Source organism: Stenotrophomonas sp. GZD-301 (assembly GCF_049310345.1).
Taxonomy (GTDB): Bacteria; Pseudomonadota; Gammaproteobacteria; order Xanthomonadales; family Xanthomonadaceae; genus Stenotrophomonas.
The window spans coordinates 1-19,299 of sequence record NZ_JBMOWY010000056.1; the positions used below are offsets into that span (position 1 = coordinate 1).

Annotated in this window: 16 protein-coding genes; 7 read left to right on the forward strand and 9 right to left on the reverse strand. The window is 66.1% G+C overall.

The window, feature by feature from the left end; genetic code table 11:
• Positions 1-176: 176 nt before the first annotated feature.
• Positions 177-1,691, reverse strand: a complete 1,515-nt coding sequence (locus ACO6VK_RS15345; protein ID WP_422508584.1) for an acetyl-CoA hydrolase/transferase family protein — start codon at positions 1,689-1,691, stop codon at positions 177-179.
• Between the two features lie 314 nt (positions 1,692-2,005).
• Here ACO6VK_RS15345 and glnE point away from each other — a divergent pair, with 314 nt between their 5' ends.
• Positions 2,006-4,834, forward strand: a complete 2,829-nt coding sequence (glnE, locus tag ACO6VK_RS15350) for a bifunctional [glutamate--ammonia ligase]-adenylyl-L-tyrosine phosphorylase/[glutamate--ammonia-ligase] adenylyltransferase (protein WP_422508586.1) — start codon at positions 2,006-2,008, stop codon at positions 4,832-4,834.
• A 143-nt stretch (positions 4,835-4,977) separates the two neighbouring features.
• On the opposite strand, the gene ACO6VK_RS15355 is transcribed toward glnE, so the two are convergent.
• The 5 genes from ACO6VK_RS15355 to ACO6VK_RS15375 form a co-directional block, all read right to left on the reverse strand.
• The gene (locus ACO6VK_RS15355; RefSeq protein ID WP_422508588.1) at positions 4,978-5,532 is read right to left on the reverse strand and encodes a queuosine precursor transporter; all 555 of its coding nucleotides are present in this window, start codon (positions 5,530-5,532) and stop codon (positions 4,978-4,980) included.
• A gap of 85 nt (positions 5,533-5,617) precedes the next feature.
• Positions 5,618-6,139, reverse strand: a complete 522-nt coding sequence (locus ACO6VK_RS15360; RefSeq protein ID WP_422508590.1) for a hypothetical protein — start codon at positions 6,137-6,139, stop codon at positions 5,618-5,620.
• 5 nt (positions 6,140-6,144) lie between these two features.
• A complete protein-coding gene (locus tag ACO6VK_RS15365) occupies positions 6,145-6,651 on the reverse strand; it encodes a hypothetical protein (RefSeq protein ID WP_422508592.1) in 507 nt (168 codons plus the stop codon).
• A gap of 34 nt (positions 6,652-6,685) precedes the next feature.
• A complete protein-coding gene (locus ACO6VK_RS15370; protein WP_422508594.1) occupies positions 6,686-7,549 on the reverse strand; it encodes a DUF2145 domain-containing protein in 864 nt (287 codons plus the stop codon).
• Between the two features lie 37 nt (positions 7,550-7,586).
• Complete coding sequence (locus ACO6VK_RS15375) at positions 7,587-8,555, reverse strand: mitochondrial fission ELM1 family protein (protein ID WP_422508596.1); 969 nt, start codon at positions 8,553-8,555, stop codon at positions 7,587-7,589.
• A 96-nt stretch (positions 8,556-8,651) separates the two neighbouring features.
• On the opposite strand from ACO6VK_RS15375, the gene ACO6VK_RS15380 reads away from it, so the two are divergent.
• The 3 genes from ACO6VK_RS15380 to ACO6VK_RS15390 all read left to right on the forward strand — a co-directional run bounded on the left by ACO6VK_RS15380 (position 8,652) and on the right by ACO6VK_RS15390 (position 11,167).
• Positions 8,652-9,242 (forward strand): malonic semialdehyde reductase, encoded by a 591-nt coding sequence (locus ACO6VK_RS15380; protein WP_422508598.1) that lies wholly within the window; start codon positions 8,652-8,654, stop codon positions 9,240-9,242.
• 85 nt (positions 9,243-9,327) lie between these two features.
• Positions 9,328-10,032, forward strand: a complete 705-nt coding sequence (locus ACO6VK_RS15385) for a YceI family protein (RefSeq protein WP_422508600.1) — start codon at positions 9,328-9,330, stop codon at positions 10,030-10,032.
• Positions 10,033-10,387: 355 nt separating this feature from the next.
• The gene (locus ACO6VK_RS15390; protein WP_422508602.1) at positions 10,388-11,167 is read left to right on the forward strand and encodes a hypothetical protein; all 780 of its coding nucleotides are present in this window, start codon (positions 10,388-10,390) and stop codon (positions 11,165-11,167) included.
• A 567-nt stretch (positions 11,168-11,734) separates the two neighbouring features.
• Here ACO6VK_RS15390 and ACO6VK_RS15395 read toward each other — a convergent pair.
• From ACO6VK_RS15395 to ACO6VK_RS15405, 3 genes are all read right to left on the reverse strand, one after another.
• The gene (locus ACO6VK_RS15395; protein ID WP_422508604.1) at positions 11,735-12,166 is read right to left on the reverse strand and encodes a hypothetical protein; all 432 of its coding nucleotides are present in this window, start codon (positions 12,164-12,166) and stop codon (positions 11,735-11,737) included.
• Between the two features lie 57 nt (positions 12,167-12,223).
• Positions 12,224-13,021, reverse strand: coding sequence for a siderophore-interacting protein (locus ACO6VK_RS15400; protein ID WP_422508606.1), 798 nt, complete (start codon positions 13,019-13,021; stop codon positions 12,224-12,226).
• A 93-nt stretch (positions 13,022-13,114) separates the two neighbouring features.
• Positions 13,115-13,618, reverse strand: a complete 504-nt coding sequence (locus ACO6VK_RS15405; RefSeq protein ID WP_422508608.1) for a helix-turn-helix transcriptional regulator — start codon at positions 13,616-13,618, stop codon at positions 13,115-13,117.
• A gap of 481 nt (positions 13,619-14,099) precedes the next feature.
• On the opposite strand from ACO6VK_RS15405, the gene aceE reads away from it, so the two are divergent.
• The 3 genes from aceE to ACO6VK_RS15420 all read left to right on the forward strand — a co-directional run bounded on the left by aceE (position 14,100) and on the right by ACO6VK_RS15420 (position 19,108).
• Positions 14,100-16,787, forward strand: coding sequence for a pyruvate dehydrogenase (acetyl-transferring), homodimeric type (gene aceE / locus ACO6VK_RS15410; RefSeq protein ID WP_411849688.1), 2,688 nt, complete (start codon positions 14,100-14,102; stop codon positions 16,785-16,787).
• A 405-nt stretch (positions 16,788-17,192) separates the two neighbouring features.
• On the forward strand, positions 17,193-18,371 hold the full coding sequence (locus ACO6VK_RS15415) for a reverse transcriptase family protein (protein ID WP_422508610.1): 1,179 nt from the start codon (positions 17,193-17,195) through the stop codon (positions 18,369-18,371).
• Positions 18,368-19,108 carry a retron Ec48 family effector membrane protein gene (locus tag ACO6VK_RS15420; protein ID WP_422508612.1) on the forward strand — a complete coding sequence of 247 codons (741 nt, stop codon included), beginning with the start codon at positions 18,368-18,370 and terminating at the stop codon, positions 19,106-19,108. Before ACO6VK_RS15415 ends, ACO6VK_RS15420 begins: the two co-directional genes overlap by 4 nt.
• Positions 19,109-19,299 lie beyond the last annotated feature (191 nt).

Sequence of the window (19,299 nt, forward strand, 5' to 3'; positions counted from 1 at the left end):
GTGTGGGCCAAGGGTCTGCACCTACACCGCAATAGAATCCCAAGGCACCCCGGCCATCTCCGGTGGGTGCCGACCGTTGGTCGGCACATCACGCAGCCCCGGCATGCGGACCAACGGTCCGCACTCACCCGACAATGCAATCCCCCAGGTAGTGCCGGCCGCTGGCCGGCAACCCCTCAGACCTTCATCGTTCCCGTATCCAGCCAGCGCTGATGCCACGACAGCGCTTCCGGCAGCAGATGCGGCGTGTGCTTGCCGTAGCTGTCACGGCTGGCGCGGTCGAAGTAATCGTTGAGCTGGTCGCGGAAGTCCGGGTGCGCGCAGTTGTCGATCACCACCCGCGCGCGCTTGCGCGGGGTCAGCCCGCGCAGATCGGCCAGGCCCTGTTCGGTCACGATCACCGACACATCGTGTTCGGTGTGGTCGACATGGCTCACCATCGGCACGATCGCCGAAATCGTGCCGTTCTTGGCCGTGGACGGGCTCAGGAACGCCGACAGGAACCCATTGCGCGCGAAGTCGCCCGAGCCGCCGATGCCGTTCATGATCCGGCTGCCCATCACGTGGGTGGAATTGACGTTGCCGTACAGGTCCACCTCGATCATCCCGTTCATGCCGATGCAGCCCAGGCGACGCACCAGCTCGGGATGGTTGGAGATCTCCTGCGTGCGCATGATGATGCGCTCGCGGTAGAAGTCGATGTTCGCCTTGAACGTCTCATTGGCCTGCGGGCTCAGCGCGAACCCGGTGCACGAGGCATAGCTCAGCACCCCGTCGCGCAGCAGGTCCAGCATGCCGTCCTGGATCACCTCGGTGAACGCGCTCAGGTCGCGGAACCCGCTCTTGCCCAGCCCGGCCAGCACGGCATTGGGAATGTTGCCCACACCCGACTGCAGCGGCAGCAGGTTGGCCGGCAGGCGGCCACGCGCCACTTCGTGCTGGAGGAACTCGATCAGGTACGCGGCGATCTGCTCGCTGCTGCTGTCGATCGGGCTGAACGGGCTGTTGCGGTCCGGGCCATTGGTGCGCACCACCGCCACGATCTTGTCCGGATCGCAGCGCAATGCGGTCTCGCCGATGCGGTCGTTGGCATGCACCAGCGGGATCGGCTTGCGGTGCGGCGGCAATGCCGTGCCGTAGTAGATGTCATGCATGCCGTCCACGCCGGCCGGCTGCCACTCGTTGACCTCGATGATCACCTTCTTGGCCAGGTCCAGCCAGGTCTTGTTGTTGCCCACCGACGTGGAGGGCACCAGCGAGCCGTCTTCACGGATCGCCGAGACCTCGATCACCGCCGTGTCGATCTCGCCGTAGAAGCCGAACCAGACGTGCTGGGCGACGTGGCTGAGATGGATGTCGATGTAGTCCAGCTTGCCGGCGTTGATGCGGTTGCGCGCATCCGGGTCGCTCTGGAACGGCATGCGCATGGCGATGCCGTCGGCCTTGGCCAGCGCACCGTCCAGCTCCGGGGCGGTGGACGCGCCGGTCATCAGGCTGATCTGGAACGGCTGGCCCTGGGCGTGGACGGCTTCGATGCGCTGCGCCAGCGCGATCGGCACCGCCTTGGGGTAGCCCGAACCGGTGAAGCCGCTCATGGCGACGGTTTCACCCGGCTGGATCAGGGCGGCGGCAGCTTCGGCGGATACAACGCGGTCACGCAGACGCGCGTTGGCAATGCGATCGACAGACATGACGACAACGTTTCTGGGGGGATTCACATTATCGGCGATCCACATCTCCCCGGGTGTGCGACCAAGGTGGGATGGCAATCCAGGCAGAGCACTCCCTGTTCAGGTTTATCAGCACTTCTGTACCCGCAAGTATTGTTTTGCAGTGCAGCGTGCAAGTTGTTCGCCGACCCTAGAAGATCGACCTGCATCCCGACGTGGGGGAGGGAGCAGAGCCCGCTGGCAGTTCGCTGCAAGCGGGCTTTTTTATGCGCGCAATTCGGGATTGCCGGTCCCGCCGCTGCGCTGCGCGCACACGCGCCCGGCATAATCCCCGCATGCCGATGCCCGCCGACGCCGTCCCCGCCGCCCTCGTTCCCCTCGTCGACCGCGCCCTTGCGCGCCTCGCGCTCTCGCTCACCGATGGCGGCCACTGGCCCCCCTCGGCCGACGTGCTCGACCAGCTGCGTCTGCTGGCCATCACCAGCGATTTCGCCATCGACACCCTGTGCCGGCAGCCGGCGCTGCTGCAGCACCTGGCCCAGCCCGGTTGCCCGCCGTTGCCGCTTCCCGCGCTCGACCCCGAGCAGCCCAGCGACTGGCCGCAGCGCCTGCGCCGTTACCGCACCGCCGCCTCCACCCGTCTGATCTGGCGCGATCTGGCCGGCCTTGATGACGTGCCCGACACCCTGGCCGGTGCCACCACCCTGGCCGAAGACTGCCTGGGCCTCGGCCTGGCCGCGCTGGAGCAGGAGTTCGCCGGTCGCCACGGCGTGGTGCGCGCCGCCGACGGCAGCGCCCAGCAACTGGTCGTGTTCGGGCTGGGCAAGCTCGGCGGGGGCGAACTCAACTTCAGTTCCGACGTCGATCTGGTCTACGCCTACCCCCAGGGCGGCGAGTCCGACGGCGCCCGGCCGCTGGCCGCCGAAGAGTATTTCGCCCGGCTCGGCCAACGCCTGGCCAAGCTGCTCGACGACACCACCGTGGACGGCTTCAGCCACCGCGTGGACCTGCGCCTGCGCCCGTTCGGCAGCGCCGGGCGGGTGGCGCTGTCGTTCGCCGGCATGGACCAGTACTTCCAGCGCGAAGGCCGCGACTGGGAGCGGTATGCGTGGCTGAAGGCGCGCGCGGTGGCCGGCGACATCGCCGCCGGCGAAGCGTGGCTGCAGACCCTGCGGCCGTTCGTCTACCGCCGCTACCTCGACTTCACCGCGCTCGACGGCCTGCGTGAGATGAAGGCGGCAATCACCGCCGAAGTGGCGCGGCGCGAGATGTTCGACGACATCAAGCGCGGCCCCGGTGGCATCCGCGAGATCGAATTCCTGGCGCAGGCGCTGCAGTTGATCCGCGGTGGCCGCGAAGCCTCGCTGCGCGAGCGCCGCCTGCTGCACGCCCTGCCGGCGCTGGTCGCCTGCGGCCAGATGGCCGCGCAGGACGGCGCCGACCTGCTGCAGGCCTACGCCTTCCTGCGCCGCCTGGAAAACCGCCTGCAGATGCTGCGCGATGCCCAGACCCACGCCCTCCCGGCCGACCCCACCGACCGCCTGCGCATCGCCGTTGGCCTGGGTCATGCGGACTGGGACGCGCTGGTGGCCGCGCTGGACGTGCAGCGCCAGCGCGTCGCCACCGAGTTCGGCGCGCTGCTGGCACCGCGCGCCGGGCAGGCCGCCCCCGATGCACTGGCCAATTACTGGCGCGGCCTGCCTGACGCCGGCAGCGCCGAGGTGCTGGCCAACGCCGGGTTCCACGATGCCGGGGGCGCCGACCAATCGCTGCGCGACTTTGCCCAGTCCCTGGGCGTGCGCTCGCTGTCCGATGGCGCGCGTGCGCGCCTGGACCGCGTGTTGCCCGCGCTGCTGCATGCCGCCACGGGGTCGCCCCATCCCGATGCCGCGCTCAAGCGCGTGCTCGGTCTGCTGCAGGCCATCCTGCGCCGCACCAGCTACCTCGCCCTGCTCGACGAACAGCCCAGCGCCCTGGCGCGGCTGGTGGACGTGCTCGCGCGCAGCGCGCTGTTGTCCGAACGGCTGGCGGCCTATCCGCTGCTGCTCGACGAACTGCTCGACGTGCGTGTGTCCGGCCCGATGCCCGATGCCGCCGCGATGCAGGCCGAGTGCGACGCCGCGCTGGCCGTGGACGATCCCGAAGCCGCCCTGCGCCTGCTCAATGAAACCCGCCTGGCGCTCAGCTTCCGCATGGCGATGGCCACCCTCGACGGCCGCCAGCGCGCGGTCGACACCACCCGCCAACTGGCCGAACTGGCCGAGGCGGTGGTGGTGACCGTGCTCGCGATGGCCGAGGCCGACCTGCGGCATGCCCACGGCGCCATTCCCGGGGGGCGCTTTGCGATCATCGGGTACGGCAGCCTCGGTGGGCTGGAGCTGGGCTTCGGCTCGGACCTGGACCTGGTCTTCCTGCATGACCATCCGGCCGGCGTGGACGCCAGCGATGGCGCGCGCCCGCTCGATCCCGGTCGCTTGTACGCGCGGCTGGCACAGAAGGTGATGGCGCTGCTCGGCGCGGTCACCGCCGGCGGGCGCCTGTACGACATCGACGTGCGCCTGCGCCCGGATGGCGGCAAGGGCACGCTGGTGTCGTCGCTGGCCAGCTACACCGAGTACCAGCGCGAGCGCGCGTGGACCTGGGAACACCAGGCCCTGGTGCGCGCGCGCGGCATCGCCGGTGACGCCAGCCTGCTGGCCGATTTCGACAGCGTGCGCGCGCAGACGCTCGGCCGCGCGCGCGACCGCGACGTGCTGTACGCCGACGTGGTGAAAATGCGCGGCCGCATGCGCACCGAACTGGACCGCAGCGATGCCGCGCGGCTGGACCTCAAGCAGGGCGCCGGCGGCATCGTCGATCTGGAGTTCCTGCTGCAGACCGGCGTGCTCGACAGCGCCGGCAGCCACCCGCAGGTACTGCAGCCGCGCGACACCCCCAGCCTCATCGACGCCCTGGCCGACATCGCCTGGCTGCCGGGCGGCACCCGCCAGGGCCTGCACGCCGCCCACGCCGCGCTGCTGGATGTCGGCCTGGCCTGCACCCTGGACCGCCGCCCACGGTTGGCCGCCCCCACCCCGGCGCTGGAAGACGCACGGGTCATCATCAGCGCCGCCTGCGACGCAGCGGGGCTCCCCTTCCAGGCAGCGGTGAGCGCCGCCGGCTGATGTCGGTGTGCGCGCGGACGGGACGGGATGGGCAGGTAACACACGCCCTCGTAGAGCCGGGTTCTACCCGGCTGCTTTTCGCGGCCAACGTCCCGTCGGGTGGATCCCGGCGCAATACAACGGCAGCCGGGTAGAACCCGGCTCTACGCGGTGCGTGGGGCCATGCGCCACAGCAACGCGCGGAACGGCGCCAGCAGGAACACGCCGATCGCCAGCTTCACCGCCAGATCGCCCGCCGCCCAGCTCACCCACGGCAGGCTGGAGCCGGCAAAGGCAATGCTCCAGAAAATCGTCGTGTCCAACGTCGCGCTGCAGGTGGTGGCCACCATCGGCGCACGCCACCAGTGGCCGCGACGCAGGCGGTCGAACACGGTGATGTCCAGCAGCTGCGCGGCGATGAACGCCAGGCACGACGCCACCGCAATGCGCGGCGTCGCGATCCAGATCGACAGCAGCACCGCCAGCGCGAAACCGGCCCAGGCCACCTTGCGCGCCGCCTGCGGGCCGAAGCGGCGGTTGATCAGATTGCTGACCAGGAACGCCACCGGATAGCTGAAGGCGCCCCACGTCAGCCAATCGTTGATCGGGTACTGCACCAGCACGTTCGAGCCGAGCACCACCGCGCCCATCGCCAGCACCGCCAGCAGCAGCGAGCGCACGGTCAACGGGGCAAAGGCAATGGCAGGACGCACAGGCATGGCGCACCGGGGGCAGTCGGGGAAGCGGCGGATTATCCCGCCTGACGCGGCGCGGAGCCACCCCGCGCCGGTGCCGTTGGTTCAGCTAGAAGCGTTCGCTCATGCTCTGGGCCGCCGCATCGGTGGTCGGCAGGAACGCCAGCGCCGTGCCGTCGGCCGCGGCTACCGTCCAGCCCGCGCCGATCGGGGTCGGCGTGAAATCCAGCACGTCGCCCACCTTCACACCGGCCGCCGGGTTGTCGGCGCGCGCCGGCCAGGCCACCACGGCCAGCTCCTCCGGCGCCTGCGGATTCTGCAGGGCCACCTCGTAGCTGCCGTCGGCCTGCTGCTGCACGCGTTCCACCGTCAGCGGCGGCAACGGGCCGGCACGCGTCGCCTCGCGCTTGGCGCGGCGGTGGCGTGCGGCGGCGTCATGCACCTCGCTCACCCCCAGCGCGCTCAGCCACACCGGTGCGGTGATCACCGCCAGGCTCACCACCGAGGTGGTCAGCACGCTGCTGGTGACGGGCGAGGCATGGCCGAACTTCTGCGCGGAGGCCGTTGGCGTGGTGGCCATCAGTCCCAGCGCCAGCAACGGCGCAACGGCGAGCGGCGCGATCCGCTGCATGCGGCTCACCAGCGCTCACTGGCCTGCGTTGCCGCGGCCTCCGGCGTCGGCAGGAAGGCGAGGGCAGCACCGTCTTCGGCGTGCACCGTCCAGCCCGCGCCGGCATCGGTTGGTGCGAAGTTGAGCACATCGCCCACCTTCAGCTGCGCGGCCGGGTTGTCCGGGCGCGCCGGCCAATCCACCAGCGCGTTCTGCTCGGGCGCCTCGGGGCGCTGCAGCGCCACGTGGTAACCGCCATCGGGCTGGCGCTCCACGGCCTGCACCGCCATCGGCGGCAGGGCGGCGGCCTTGGCCGGCTTCTCGCGGCGCGCGCTGTTGCCCACGGCCTTCGAGCCGCCGGCCACCAGCAGCACCGGCGATACCGCGATGAACGAGATCGCGTACACGCTCACCACTGCGCTCACTGCCGACTGCTGCTTGCCCGTCAGATTGCCGGCCTGCGCCGGCAGCACCGTCGCCAGGTTCATCCCGAGCACGGCGAGGGCGAGGGCGGATTTGCTCAACAGATGCATGGCAGAACTCCTTGGCACGATGAAACGAAAAGGGTTACGGCTTTGGCGCCGTGATGCCGGCGACAGGTACATGCGCCACCGACAGTTCCTGCTGCAGGCTGCTGCGCAGCTGCAGGAAATCGAAGATCGACTCCACCGTCACCACCGAATAATTGCCGGAAATGCGCTCGCTGGCCGGGTGGTCGGTGACCGCCGCATTGGGCACGAAGAAGCGCGCACCCAGGCGCTTGGCCACGCCGATGCGCAGCGTGCTGGGCGTATACATATGCCGCTGCAGCCATGCCTGCGCCTGGGTGCGGTTGACGATCAGGGTGCGTTCTTCCACCTGCGCCATCGCCGCGCCCAGTACTTCCAGCACCCACTGATTGGAGTTCTGGTACTCGGTGCGGAACGGATACGCCACCACGCTGTAGCGCGCTTCGTGCAGCGCACGCGCCTGGATCGCCGGCTGGGTCAGCATCGCCTTCAGTGCATCGCGCAGCGCCGGCGTCGGCACGCCGATGCGCAGGTCGGTATGGCTGGAGGTCTCGCCGATGAAGGTGGCCACACCCTCGCGGAACAGGTGCGATTCGGCGGTCTTGCACGGGTTGAGCAGGTGCACCGCACGCCACTGCCCATCGTCTTCGCGCAGCAGGAAGGCCACATGGCTGTGGCGCAGCCCGTACCGGCTCAGATCCTGCCCGCCGCGCGCGATCAGCACCACATCCACGCCATCGAGCGCATCGAGCTGCTCCGTGGTCGCCAGCGCCACATCGAACATCGACGCCAGCGCGGCCGGGGTGGGGTAGCGCTCCACGCACTGTGGTTCGGCCTGCGCAATGGCGGCGGCGCCCATCAGCACGGCGCAAAGCAGTGCACGGTGCAGGCGCGCGGTCATCGCGGGTCGGGCGTCATCCATGTGGCGTGTTCTCCAGCGGCACCGTGCCGCCGCGGCATCATACCGGCAGCAACCGTTCCCGCACCTGAGCGGCAATCCGCGCCGTCTCGCGCAGCGGCTCGATGCGGCCGTCGGTGTGCCAGTCCAGCCAGCGCGTCTGCAACCGCCCGCGCTCGCGCAGCGCCTGCTGGAAACGCGCCATGCGGCCCTGCGCCTGCGCGGCCAGGGCCACCGCCACCGGCATGCGCGTGGCGCACGCTTCGGACAACAGATTCACCGAATCGGGCGACACCACCACCCGGTTGGCCCAGCCCAGCAGCCCGGCATATGGATTGACGCCATCGCCACCGTCGCCCCAGATCACATGCGGAATGTCGTCAAAGGCACTGCGCAGTGCGCCCACCAGCGCGGCCGGCGTGCGTCGCGACGTGGTCGCCAGCAGGCTGCCGCCTTCGGCACGCACCTGCGCAGCCACCTGCTGGAACACCTGCACCATGTCCGGCTCGTGCCAGGGCGCATGCGGGGTAGGGCCACCCACCAGCAGCGCCGTGCGCGGGCCGGGCAGTTCACTGAAGGAGGCGAACGCGGCACGGCCACAGGCCAGCCAGTCGTCGTTGACCGGATTGAGGCTGCCCAGCAGGGTCAGCACATTGCCCCCGCGCAGAGCGTCGTGCTCGGGCACCACCACCAGGTCCCAGTGGCGCGCGCCGATACGCGGATCGAGGATCTGCACCACCTTGCTGCCGTGCCGCCGCAGTTCGCGCAGCGCCCCGGCTGCCTGCCGGCCGCAGCCGATCGCCAGTGACGGCGGTGTGGCGGCCAGTGCCGCGAAGGCCTCGCCATAGCCCTGCGCCATGCCGGGCAGCCAGCGGGGCGCCAGCCAGCGCCACGGTGCGCGCGGGCTGAGCACCAGCGGACGATGCGCCCCCAGCTTCAAGGCCGAGGCCAGGGCCACCGCCTGCCGCACATTGCCGGCACGGCCGTCAGTGATCGTCCAGGGCGGACTCCATCGTTTCACGTATGGCATTAATTCGTTTCAGTCAGGCTGGGTGTTGCAACTGTCACGACACTCTACACTGCCAGCCTTCGCCGATCCGCCCCGATTCCACTTTCTGGAGGCTTCATGTCCCACGCACTCAATGATGCTGCGCTCGACCAGTTGTTCCGTACCGCCCGCACCCAGAATGCCTTCCTCGACACGCCCGTCGAAGAGAGCCAGCTGCAGGCCCTGTACGAGCTGCTGAAGTGGGGCCCCACGGCCGCCAACTCGAGCCCGGCGCGCTTTGTGTTCGTGACGTCGCCCGAGGCCAAGGCCAAGCTCGCCCCGGCGCTGTCCGAAGGCAACCATGACAAGACCCTGGCCGCCCCGGTCACCGTCATCATCGCCTTCGACGAAGACTTCCACGAAAAGCTGCCCTACCTGTTCCCGCACGCCGACGCCAAGGCCTGGTTCGACGGCCCGCGCGAAGGCCGCACCGAGTCCGCGTTCCGCAATGGCAGCCTGCAGGGCGCCTACCTGATCCTGGCCGCCCGCGCGCTGGGTCTGGACGCCGGCCCGATGTCCGGTTTCGACCCGGCCAAGGTCGACGAAGCCTTCTTCAAGGGCACCACCATCAAGTCGAATTTCCTCGTCAATCTGGGGTACGGTGACCCGTCGGGCCTGTTCCCGCGCCTGCCGCGCCTGTCCTTCGACGAAGCCGCCCGCATCGAGTAAGCGTTTCCGCTGGATCCTGCCCGTCCGTGCGTGCGGACGGGTGGTTGCATTGCCTTCTTCCCTTCGAATCCGAGAGAGACCTGACATGACCGTGACCCGCAAACTGCTCCTGCCGCTGGCCCTGACCCTGGCCATCGCCGCCTGCTCCAAGCCGGCCGACGAAGCCGCCGCCCCGGCCGCCGACGCTGCCCCGGCCGCTGCCGAAACCACCACCCCGGCTGCCGATGCCGCTGCTGCCGCGCCGGCCGCCGAAGCGATCCAGATCGCCTCGGGCACCTACAAGCTCGACCCGACCCACACCGACGTGCTGGCGCAGTGGAGCCACTTCGGCTTCTCGCACCCGAGCGCCCACTTCGGCGCCGCCGAAGGCACCCTGGTGTATGACGCGGCCGACGTCACCAAGTCCACCGTGGAAGTGAAGCTGCCGCTGACCGGCCTCAACAGCTTCACCGCCAAGTTCGACGAGCACCTGAAGAGCGCCGACTTCTTCGACGCCGCCAAGTTCCCGGCCGCCACCTTCAAGAGCACCAAGGTGGAAGCTGCCGGCACCAACAAGCTGACCGTCACCGGCGACCTGACCATCAAGGACATCACCAAGCCGGTGACCCTGGACGTCACCATCAACGGCGGCGGCGAACACCCGATGGCCAAGGTCCCGGCGGCCGGCTTCGACGCCACCACCACCATCAAGCGCAGCGATTTTGGCGTGGGCGCATACGCCCCGAACGTCAGCGATGAAGTGACCATCCGCATCACCACCGAAGCCACCGGCGAAAAGCCGGCCGCGTGATCCATCCTCACTCGTCGTGAGATGCAGAAAGCCCGCCGCAAGGCGGGCTTTTTGTTGAAAGCGACACCGCGTCCCCGTAGAGCCGACCGTTGGTCGGCTGCTCTCCGCACCGCAACCGATAGCCTCTCATCGCGCCCCCCGGTAGAGCCGACCGTTGGTCGGCTGCTCTCCGCACCGCAACCGATAGCCACATCGCGCCCCCCGGTAGAGCCGACCGTTGGTCGGCTGCTCTCCGCACCGCAACCGATAGCCTCCCATCGCACCCCACACAGCAGCCGGGTAGAACCCGGCTCTACAATAAGCGCTGCATTTCGCAATCAAGGACGCCTACGTGCAAGACGCACAGTATTGGATGATGGAATTCTGGACCGGCCTCAGCCTGCTCGACCTGATCGGCGGCGCGGTCCTCGGCACGCTGATCGGCCTGCTGCTCGGCATCGCCACCTGGTTCGCCCTGCGCCGCCGCCGCTGGCTGGCACGCGAGCGACGTTGGCACCACTGGCTGATCGCCAGCTACGCCGTTGTACTCCCCCTGTTCTTCGCCTTCACCGGCCTGCAGCTCGGCTTCGCCGCAGGCGCCCAGCGCGCCCTCTACAAGCAGATCGACCACTTCCAGCCGCACCTGCAGACCCTGGTGGGCAGTTGGCAGCAGGAGTTCGAGCGCTCGCTCGACGACCAGTCCCTGGCCGCACTCATGCGCAGCGATGCCACCGTGCACGAGGTCGCACGCGATGCCGTCGATGCCTACCTCACCGACCACCCGCTGCCGGGCGCCGAGTACCTGCAGGGCGAAGGCTGGGTGATGCGCTGGACGCGTGACGGCCTGCAGCGCCTGCGGGGCGCATTGATGTCCGAATGGGTGGAAGACAGCCTTGCCAAGCAGGCCGGCCGCACGGGGGTGGACAAGGCCGTCTTCCGCGAAGCCCTCGGCATGCGCATGAACGAGCTGCTGCACACCCAGGGCGTGATCCGCCTGCTCAAGGCCCAGCTCACCTCCATGATGCCCGGCCTGTATCTGGGCCTGCTGCTCCCGCTGCTCATCGTCATGGCGCTGGTGCTGCTGGAAATCTGGCTAGCCCACCGCTTCAACTGGCGCCGCACCGCAACAGCCTCGACGACCGCGACGACCCCGTAGAGCCGAGCTCTGCTCGGCTGCCGTCCGTTCCGGCACCGATATCCTTCGTCGCGCTGCGCGCGACAGCCGGGCAGAGCCCGGCTCTACGGTCCCGGCACCGATACCCCAAACGCGCCCCTGGTAGAGCCGACCGTTGGTCGGCTGCCGTCCGTTCCGGCACCGATATCCTTCATCGCGCTACGCGCGACAGCCGGGCAGAGCCCGGCTCTACGGTTCCGACACCGATAGCCCCGACGCGCCCGTTGGTAGAGCCGACCGTTGGTCGGCTGCCTTCCGTTCCGACACCGATATCCATCGTCGCGCTTCGCGCGACAGCCGGGCAGAGCCCGGCTCTACGGGTCCGGCACCGATACCTTCAACGCGCCCCCTGGTAGAGCCGACCGTTGGTCGGCTGCCGTCCGTTCCGACACCGATATCCTTCATCGCGCTACGCGCGACAGCCGGGCAGAGCCCGGCTCTACGGTTCCGGCACCGATATCCCCGCCGCGCCCCTTGGTAGAGCCGACCGTTGGTCGGCTGCCGTCCGTTCCGACACCGATATCCTTCGTCGCGCTCCATCCCCCCGCCTCACACCAACGCCGCAGCCACCTTGCCCAGCCACAGCGTGGTGAAATCGGTCGGGGTGCGGCGTGCCGGCGCGGTCAGCCCGCTGTCGCGCAGGAACGCATGGGTGGCCTGGGCGAAGTTCTGCCGCGCGATCAGCGCCGCCTGCTTCACCGTTGCCTGCTGCTTGCGCAGCTGCACGATCTGCAGACTCGGCTTACCCGGCACCGCGTACTTCTGGTAGCGGCGCAGCTCATCGGCCACCAGCGCGATATCGGCGTTGGCCTTCACCAGCGCCAGCTGCGACTGCGCCAGCGGCACCAGCGCCGCACGCAGCGGCGCCACATTGCCGCCCACCGACGGTGCCAGCGCCACCAGCGCGGCATCCAGCGGGGCATCGGCGCGCTCGGCACGGTCGATCAGATCGGCCAGTGCCGAAGGAGAAACTGCTTGCATGGAAAGGCACCGGCCCAAAACGCGATTGTCGCATTCGCAGCCGGTGCCCGTCGCGGCTCAGTCGCCGTCGTGCTCGTCGGCGTGGGCCTTCCAGTAACCGGTCGAGCGGATCCACTCCTTCGGCACCCCCAGATGGCCCTCGATGTACTTGCGCATCATCCGCGCCCGGCGCGACTCGGTGGCAATCCAGTAGAACGTATCGCCGTCGGGCGTCTCGAAATCGGTCAGCACGTCTTCCAGCAGCGTACTGCTGGCCGCATCGAAACCATTGCGTTCCAGCCACGACACCCGGATACGGTCGTCCTCCGGCAGCTCCTGGCGGTCACCCGATTCGGGAATCTCGATATACACATCGGCCTGCGCCGTCTCCGGCAGCGTCTCCAGCCAGCGCCCGATCGCCGGCAGCGCGGTCTCATCGCCAATCAGCACATACGTGTCGAAATCCCGCGCCGTCATATGCGAACCACGCGGCCCGCCCACGGCAATCGCATCACCCGGCTGCGCATTGGCTGCCCAGCTCGACGCCACCCCGTGGCCGTGCATCACGAAGTCCAGCGCCAGCTCCCCGGCCTCCAGATCCCACCAGCGCGGCGTGTAGTCGCGGGCCGGCGACGGCACCTGGCCTTCCGGGTAGCGCGGGCCTTCCGGCGTCATCGTCGGCACCACGAACTGGCCTTCCGCGTTGGGGAAGAACAGCTTCACGTGGTCATCCGGCGAGGGCGAGTCGAAGCCGGCCAGCGCCTCGCCACCCACGATCACCCGGCGCATGCACGGGCTGATTTCCTCGGTGCGCAGCACCTGCAGGGGGCGGAACTTCACGGTATGACGGAGCAGTCGGTGTTCATGCAGAGCCATCGGAGCAATCCTGTTTCGGTGCCGCAGCGGCGGCGAAGGGGAGGGTGGACCTGGCGGGCGGAGGCTGGCTGGGTCGTAAAAGAAGAAAGGGGGTCAACGCGCCTGCGCACGCACCCGCGCGGCGGCCTCGCGCAGGGCCTGCGCCACCTCGGCGGCGCTGTCGTCCTGCCAGCGCCCGTGGCACAGCCCCAACGCATGCTTCAGCTCGCGCAGCGCCTCGCGCACCACCGGCGGCAGGTTGGCCTTGGTGATCGCCCGCGCGCTGTGGCGCACGCGCTGCAGCGCCGCGTCCACCTCCTCGCGCTCGGCGGCCAGATGGGTCTGGCCCAAGGCGCTCAGGCGATACCGCCGGCGCCCGCCATCCTCCACCGCGTTCACCCAGCCGGCCGTCTCGAACTGCGCCAGCACCGGGTAGATCGAGCCCGCGCTCGGCGTGTAGGCGCGCACGAACATCTCGCTGATCAGCTGGATCAGCTCATAGCCGTGGCGCGGCTGCTCGGCCAGCAGGGACAGCACCAGCAGGCGCAGGTCGCCACGGCTGAGGGGCCGGGCGGTCAGCGGGCGGGCAGGGCGGTCCAGATCGCGGGCAGAGGTCATTTCGATATATCGAATGAAGTAACGGAACGATATATCGAAAACCGCCCGCAAGCCAGCAACGGCCCACGCACGGCAGGGATGCGTTCAGCTCATTCCGCCGTGCGACGGTGCGTGTGCCTGATGGAACAGTGGGCGCGGGCGGCCCCTCACGCGCAAGGTTCCACGGCCGCCGCCAACGCCGCGCGCGCGGGGCGTACAGCCCGCCCGATCACGCCGCATGCCTGAAAAACAGCCATTCCCCGCGCCCGGCCTGTCCAGCGGTGTCCTCCCGTCGCCGCCGTGTCATCGCCTTCGCCGATGCTCACCGTGCGTGTGGAACCTGTTTGCCGCCCTCCGCGCGCTGTCGCGCACTGTCCGCCAGGACAGCCCCGCACCCTTCCATACGCAGGCGTAGCGAAGTGCGCAAAGCCTATCGTGCGCTACACTTTGCGGCTAGAAATCTAAAACAGTCGCGCGCGTGCGTGCGGTCATGGGAGCGCAAATGAACTGGTTGAACGAGGTGCTGAACAACGACCCGAATCCTGTGGAAACCCAGGAATGGATCGAGTCGCTGAAGGCCGTTATTGATGTCGAGGGCCCCGAGCGCGCGCATCAACTGTTGGAAGGCATGGTGGAACTGACCCGTCGTTCGGGCGCCTACCTGCCGTTCTCTCCCACCACCGAATACGTGAACACCATCGCGCCGACCCTCGAGGCCAAGAGCCCGGGCAACGCCGAACTGGAATGGCGCATTCGTTCCATCATCCGCTGGAACGCGATGGCCACCGTGGTGCGCGCCAACCGCAAGCCGGGCGACCTGGGCGGCCACATCGCCAGCTTCGCCTCCGGCGCCACGCTGTATGACGTGGGCTTCAACCACTTCTGGCGCGCCCCGAGCGAAAACCACCCGGGCGACCTGCTCTTCATCCAGGGCCACAGCGCCCCGGGCATCTACGCCCGCGCCTTCCTGGAAGGCCGCATCGACGAGCAGCAGCTCGACAAGTTCCGCATGGAAGTGGACGGCGGTGGCCTCTCCAGCTACCCGCACCCGTGGCTGATGCCGGACTTCTGGCAGACCCCCACCGTGTCGATGGGCCTGGGCCCGCTGGCCGCCATCTACCAGGCGCAGTTCATGCGCTACCTGGAAAACCGTGGCCTGATCGAGAAGTCCGACCGCAAGGTGTGGTGCTTCATCGGCGACGGCGAGAGCGACGAGCCGGAAACCCTCGGCGCCATCGCGCTGGCCGGCCGTGAAGGCCTGGACAACCTGATCTTCGTGGTCAACTGCAACCTGCAGCGCCTCGACGGCCCGGTGCGCGGCAACGGCAAGATCATCCAGGAACTGGAAGGCGTGTTCCGTGGCGGCGGCTGGAATGTCATCAAGCTGCTGTGGGGCGGTTACTGGGATGCCCTGCTGGCCAAGGACACCAACGGCGTCCTGCGCAAGCTGATGATGGAAACCGTCGACGGCGAATACCAGAACTGCAAGGCCTTCGGCGGCGCGTACACGCGCGAGCATTTCTTCGGCAAGTACCCGGAAACCGCTGCAATGGTGGCCGGTCTGTCCGACGACGATATCTGGCGCCTCAACCGTGGTGGCCACGACCCGCACAAGGTGTACGCCGCCTACCACCAGGCCGTGAACACCAAGGGCATGCCGACCGTGATCCTGGCCAAGACGGTCAAGGGCTACGGCATGGGCAGCGCCGGCGAGGCGCTCAACCCCACCCACCAGACCAAGAAGCTGGACGACGAAGCCGTCAAGCACTTCCGCGACCGCTTCAACATCCCGGTGACCGACGCGCAGCTGGCCGACGGCCAGGTGCCGTTCTACCACCCGGGCCCGGATTCGCCGGAAGTGCAGTATCTGCAGGAGCGTCGCGCCTCGCTGGGCGGCTACCTGCCGCAGCGTCGCCGCAAGGCCACCAAGAGCTTCAACGCACCGAAGCTGGAAACCTACGAGCGCCTGCTCAAGAGCAGCGGCGAGCGCAGCTACTCCACCACGATGGCCTTCGTGCAGAGCCTGAACATCACCCTGCGCGACAAGGAACTGGGCCCGCACATCGTGCCGATCGTGGCCGACGAAGCCCGTACCTTCGGTATGGAAGGCCTGTTCCGCCAGATCGGCATCTACGCGCCGTTCGGCCAGAAGTACAAGCCGGTCGACGCTGACCAGCTCATGTTCTACCGCGAAGACCAGAGCGGCCAGGTGCTGCAGCAGGGCATCAGCGAGCCGGGCGCCATCAGCTCCTGGATGGCTGCCGGTACCAGCTACTCGGTCTCCAACGTGCCGATGCTGCCGTTCTACATCTACTACTCGATGTTCGGCTTCCAGCGCGTGGGCGACATCGCCTGGCAGGCAGCGGACATGCGTACCCGCGGCTTCCTGCTTGGCGGCACCGCCGGCCGCACCACGCTGAACGGTGAAGGCCTGCAGCACGAAGACGGCCACAGCCACCTGTTCGCCGGCGGCATCCCCAACGTTCGCAGCTACGACCCGACCTTCGGTTACGAAGTGACGGTGATCCTCCAGCACGGCACCAAGGCCATGATGGAAGACCAGATCGATGAGTACTACTACATCACCCTGATGAACGAAAACTACACCCACCCGGAAATGCCGGAAGGTGCAGCGGACTCCATCGTGAAGGGCATGTACCTGCTCACCGACGCCGGCAAGCCGAAGAAGGGCGAGCTGCGCGTGCAGCTGCTGGGTTCGGGCACCATCCTGCGCGAAGCCATTGAAGCGGCCGCGCTGCTGGAGAAGGATTTCGGCGTCACCGCCGACATCTGGAGCTGCCCGAGCTTCAACGAGCTGCGCCGCGATGGTTTCGACGCCGAGCGTTGGAACCGCCTGCACCCGGAAGCCGACCAGCGCGTGCCGTTCGTGACGCAGCTGCTGGAAGGCCGCCAGGGCCCGGCCATTGCCGCCACCGACTACGTGCGCGCCTACGCCGACCAGATCCGCGCCTTCGTGCCGATGTCCTACACCGCCCTGGGCACCGACGGCTTCGGCCGCTCGGACACCCGCGCCAACCTGCGCCGCTTCTTCGAGGTTGACCGGTACTACATCGCGCACGCCGCGATTGCAGCGCTGGCCAAGGAAGGGAAGATGACCGGGAAGGATGTGGCCCGGGCGATCAAGCAGTACAAGATTGATCCTGAGAAGGCTAATCCTGTCGGGGTTTGACCGTTAGACGTTGCTTTCTCTCAAAGGGGCTTCTGACAAATCAGAGGCCCCTTTTGTTAAAGAGTGATCAAGGTTTCGTTGCATTCGTGCCATTACTCATGGTATTTATCCACTGCGCGGCCCGTAGGGCCGTTCATGGCAGTCGACACTTAAGGTATGCAGAGTTTCGCTCATTCTGAATGGATGGGCGCCCGTAAGGGCTCCAGAGGGAAACCTCAGTCTCCCGCCCCGAAATACAGGAGCGGAGAATGGACGGCCTAACCAGGGATTGGAACGCAGTTGCTCTGTGTGCTGTCGATCTACATGTACTCCAATCCGTTTCGGTCCTGGATGAGGACTGGGTTAGGCATGTCTCATCGCTACTTTTAACCTTTTCTGTTGGGACAGATGTTGGGAAAGGACTCCATGTCAATCCGAGGAAAGGCTGGGCCGATTCGTTCGGTCGAGAAGCTGGCGGCAGCACTGAGGCTCCCTGATTCATTGTTGCTGAACGTCGCATCTCGCGGAGATGATCTGAACTATAGGCCTGCGAAAGCGCCTGCCAGACGCGGGGGGCGCCCGCGATTGGTCTTTAGTCCCTCGAAGGACATAAGGCTAATCCAGCGTCGAATTGTGAGCACATTCTTTAAGAATCCGCGAGTCATATCCTGGCCGCCGTTTCTCTACGGAGGAATACACAAGGATTCACTTCCGCGCGGTGATCGCAGAGATCATGTGGCGTGCGCAGCGCGCCATTGTGGGTCCAAGAGTATTCTAAAGCTTGATATCGAAGATTTTTTTGGGAATGTTACTTTCGATCACGTCGAAGATATATTTACGCAGCTTCTTGGCTGGGACGGCGCGGCTGCTCATCTCGCTGCGCGTCTAACTACGAGAGATGGAGTCCTTCCGCAGGGTGGTATCACGTCTAGCTACCTCGCTCTCCTATGTCTGCATGATGTCGAGCCAATGCTAGTGAGGACGCTCGCATACAAAAAACTCACCTACACGCGTTATGTGGATGACATAACAATTTCATCATTCTCATACACGCAAAATTTTGATGGGATTCGGCGAATAGTTGAGCAGCAGCTGGCCGCGAAAGGTTTCACCATCAATGCCTCTAAGGTGGAGGACCTAACGGTTGGGCTGGAGGCGCTCAGTGTTCACGGGCTAAACGTTGCATTCGCCGCTCCAGTACTTCCGAAGAGTGAGGTTAAGAGAGTTCGCTCTGTATGCAGGCAGGCCATCTTGGACGCTCGAGAAGTGGGGCGAAGATCCATAAGCTACCGTAGGCGCTACAGTCGTGCGATGGGTCTGGTAAATAAATTGGCAAGAGTAAAGAGTTCAGCCCATCTGCCGTTGGTGAAAAGGCTGCGCGATGTATCTCCATTGCCATCCTATGCGGACTTTACATACGCTACGCAAATATCATACGAGATGCGTGAGCACTATGAAAAGAAGAGGGCAACCTTCTGGTACTGGCGGCGCTTCAATAGGTTAATGGATAGGTTGAGCCTAATAAAAGTTGAAGATCCTGCCTGGGCAGCTACGCTTCGAAAATATATGGTTTCTCATTTTTCTCCAGAGTATACGCCCAGGTGAAGCTTCCATTGTGGCCTTCCAAGTGCATTCGACGATTCGACGGATGGTTGACATCAAGTAAGGTCCTTGTTGCCATAGTCGCCATATTCATAGCTTCGATATGCTTGAGTTTGTTAATTACATTAATTAACTTGAAGCACTATTGGCTGTCCTATGATTTTTGCTTGGAAGTTCAGTGCTTTAATGAGATTCCATCTGCTTTTGGAGTCCAGGTGAGGCTGGCGAAACTGGGAGTCGCTGGGGCTTCTTTCGTGGCACTTATATTTGGGTCGTATCTCGCCCTCAAGAGCTATCTCACAGCTGCAGAGGTAGGCGCCTTCGGGAATAGAATCGCACATGTGGGACTATTTGAGCGGTTTGTGCAGGTGGAGCTGGGTAGAAAGAGACGTTTGAATGCATCAAGTGTTGATGTCTATTCGCTCTATCGGTTAATGTTTAACGGAAGTAACTCAAACTCGAGCGAGGCATCAGTCGAGTTCGTGAAGGCCATTCTGTCCGTGCATGAAGTAATGGCATCCTCTTCAAGAAGGTACTCTGAAGACCCTGCATACGGGTTCGAGACTCACAGGGGATCAATGATTTCTGCTCTTTCAGAAGTTCACATAACGATGGATAGGCTCCCTCGAATGGATTTTCTGGAAGTCGAGGATGAGGTTGTTGATTTTATCGGAGTCTTGGGACTCGTTTTTGCTCCAACCACTTCGCCATCCTCTATGCCTGTCAGGCTCTACCGCTAGAGAAATGCTCTAGGTACGCTGCTCGCGCATCACAGCGCCAAGTGGAATATCGGAAGTGGCGATTATTCATCGCGAGTGATCCTCTCCGCAGTAATTAGGTGCTAGGCAGAGCTGAGTTGAATAGCCGTTGTCTTACTCTGCTGGTTACGAGACTGCTGATTCAATGCAGACAGATGCAGAACACGATTCAG

Bases quoted from the DNA above. Each gene is read 5' to 3' on its own strand.
- ACO6VK_RS15345 (WP_422508584.1), bottom strand. From the start codon at position 1,691: ATGTCTGTCGATCGCATTGCCAACGCGCGTCTGCGTGACCGCGTTGTA.
- glnE (WP_422508586.1), top strand. From the start codon at position 2,006: ATGCCGATGCCCGCCGACGCCGTCCCCGCCGCCCTCGTTCCCCTCGTC.
- ACO6VK_RS15355 (WP_422508588.1), bottom strand. From the start codon at position 5,532: ATGCCTGTGCGTCCTGCCATTGCCTTTGCCCCGTTGACCGTGCGCTCG.
- ACO6VK_RS15360 (WP_422508590.1), bottom strand. From the start codon at position 6,139: ATGCAGCGGATCGCGCCGCTCGCCGTTGCGCCGTTGCTGGCGCTGGGA.
- ACO6VK_RS15365 (WP_422508592.1), bottom strand. From the start codon at position 6,651: ATGCATCTGTTGAGCAAATCCGCCCTCGCCCTCGCCGTGCTCGGGATG.
- ACO6VK_RS15370 (WP_422508594.1), bottom strand. From the start codon at position 7,549: ATGGATGACGCCCGACCCGCGATGACCGCGCGCCTGCACCGTGCACTG.
- ACO6VK_RS15375 (WP_422508596.1), bottom strand. From the start codon at position 8,555: ATGCCATACGTGAAACGATGGAGTCCGCCCTGGACGATCACTGACGGC.
- ACO6VK_RS15380 (WP_422508598.1), top strand. From the start codon at position 8,652: ATGTCCCACGCACTCAATGATGCTGCGCTCGACCAGTTGTTCCGTACC.
- ACO6VK_RS15385 (WP_422508600.1), top strand. From the start codon at position 9,328: ATGACCGTGACCCGCAAACTGCTCCTGCCGCTGGCCCTGACCCTGGCC.
- ACO6VK_RS15390 (WP_422508602.1), top strand. From the start codon at position 10,388: ATGGAATTCTGGACCGGCCTCAGCCTGCTCGACCTGATCGGCGGCGCG.
- ACO6VK_RS15395 (WP_422508604.1), bottom strand. From the start codon at position 12,166: ATGCAAGCAGTTTCTCCTTCGGCACTGGCCGATCTGATCGACCGTGCC.
- ACO6VK_RS15400 (WP_422508606.1), bottom strand. From the start codon at position 13,021: ATGGCTCTGCATGAACACCGACTGCTCCGTCATACCGTGAAGTTCCGC.
- ACO6VK_RS15405 (WP_422508608.1), bottom strand. From the start codon at position 13,618: ATGACCTCTGCCCGCGATCTGGACCGCCCTGCCCGCCCGCTGACCGCC.
- aceE (WP_411849688.1), top strand. From the start codon at position 14,100: ATGAACTGGTTGAACGAGGTGCTGAACAACGACCCGAATCCTGTGGAA.
- ACO6VK_RS15415 (WP_422508610.1), top strand. From the start codon at position 17,193: ATGTCAATCCGAGGAAAGGCTGGGCCGATTCGTTCGGTCGAGAAGCTG.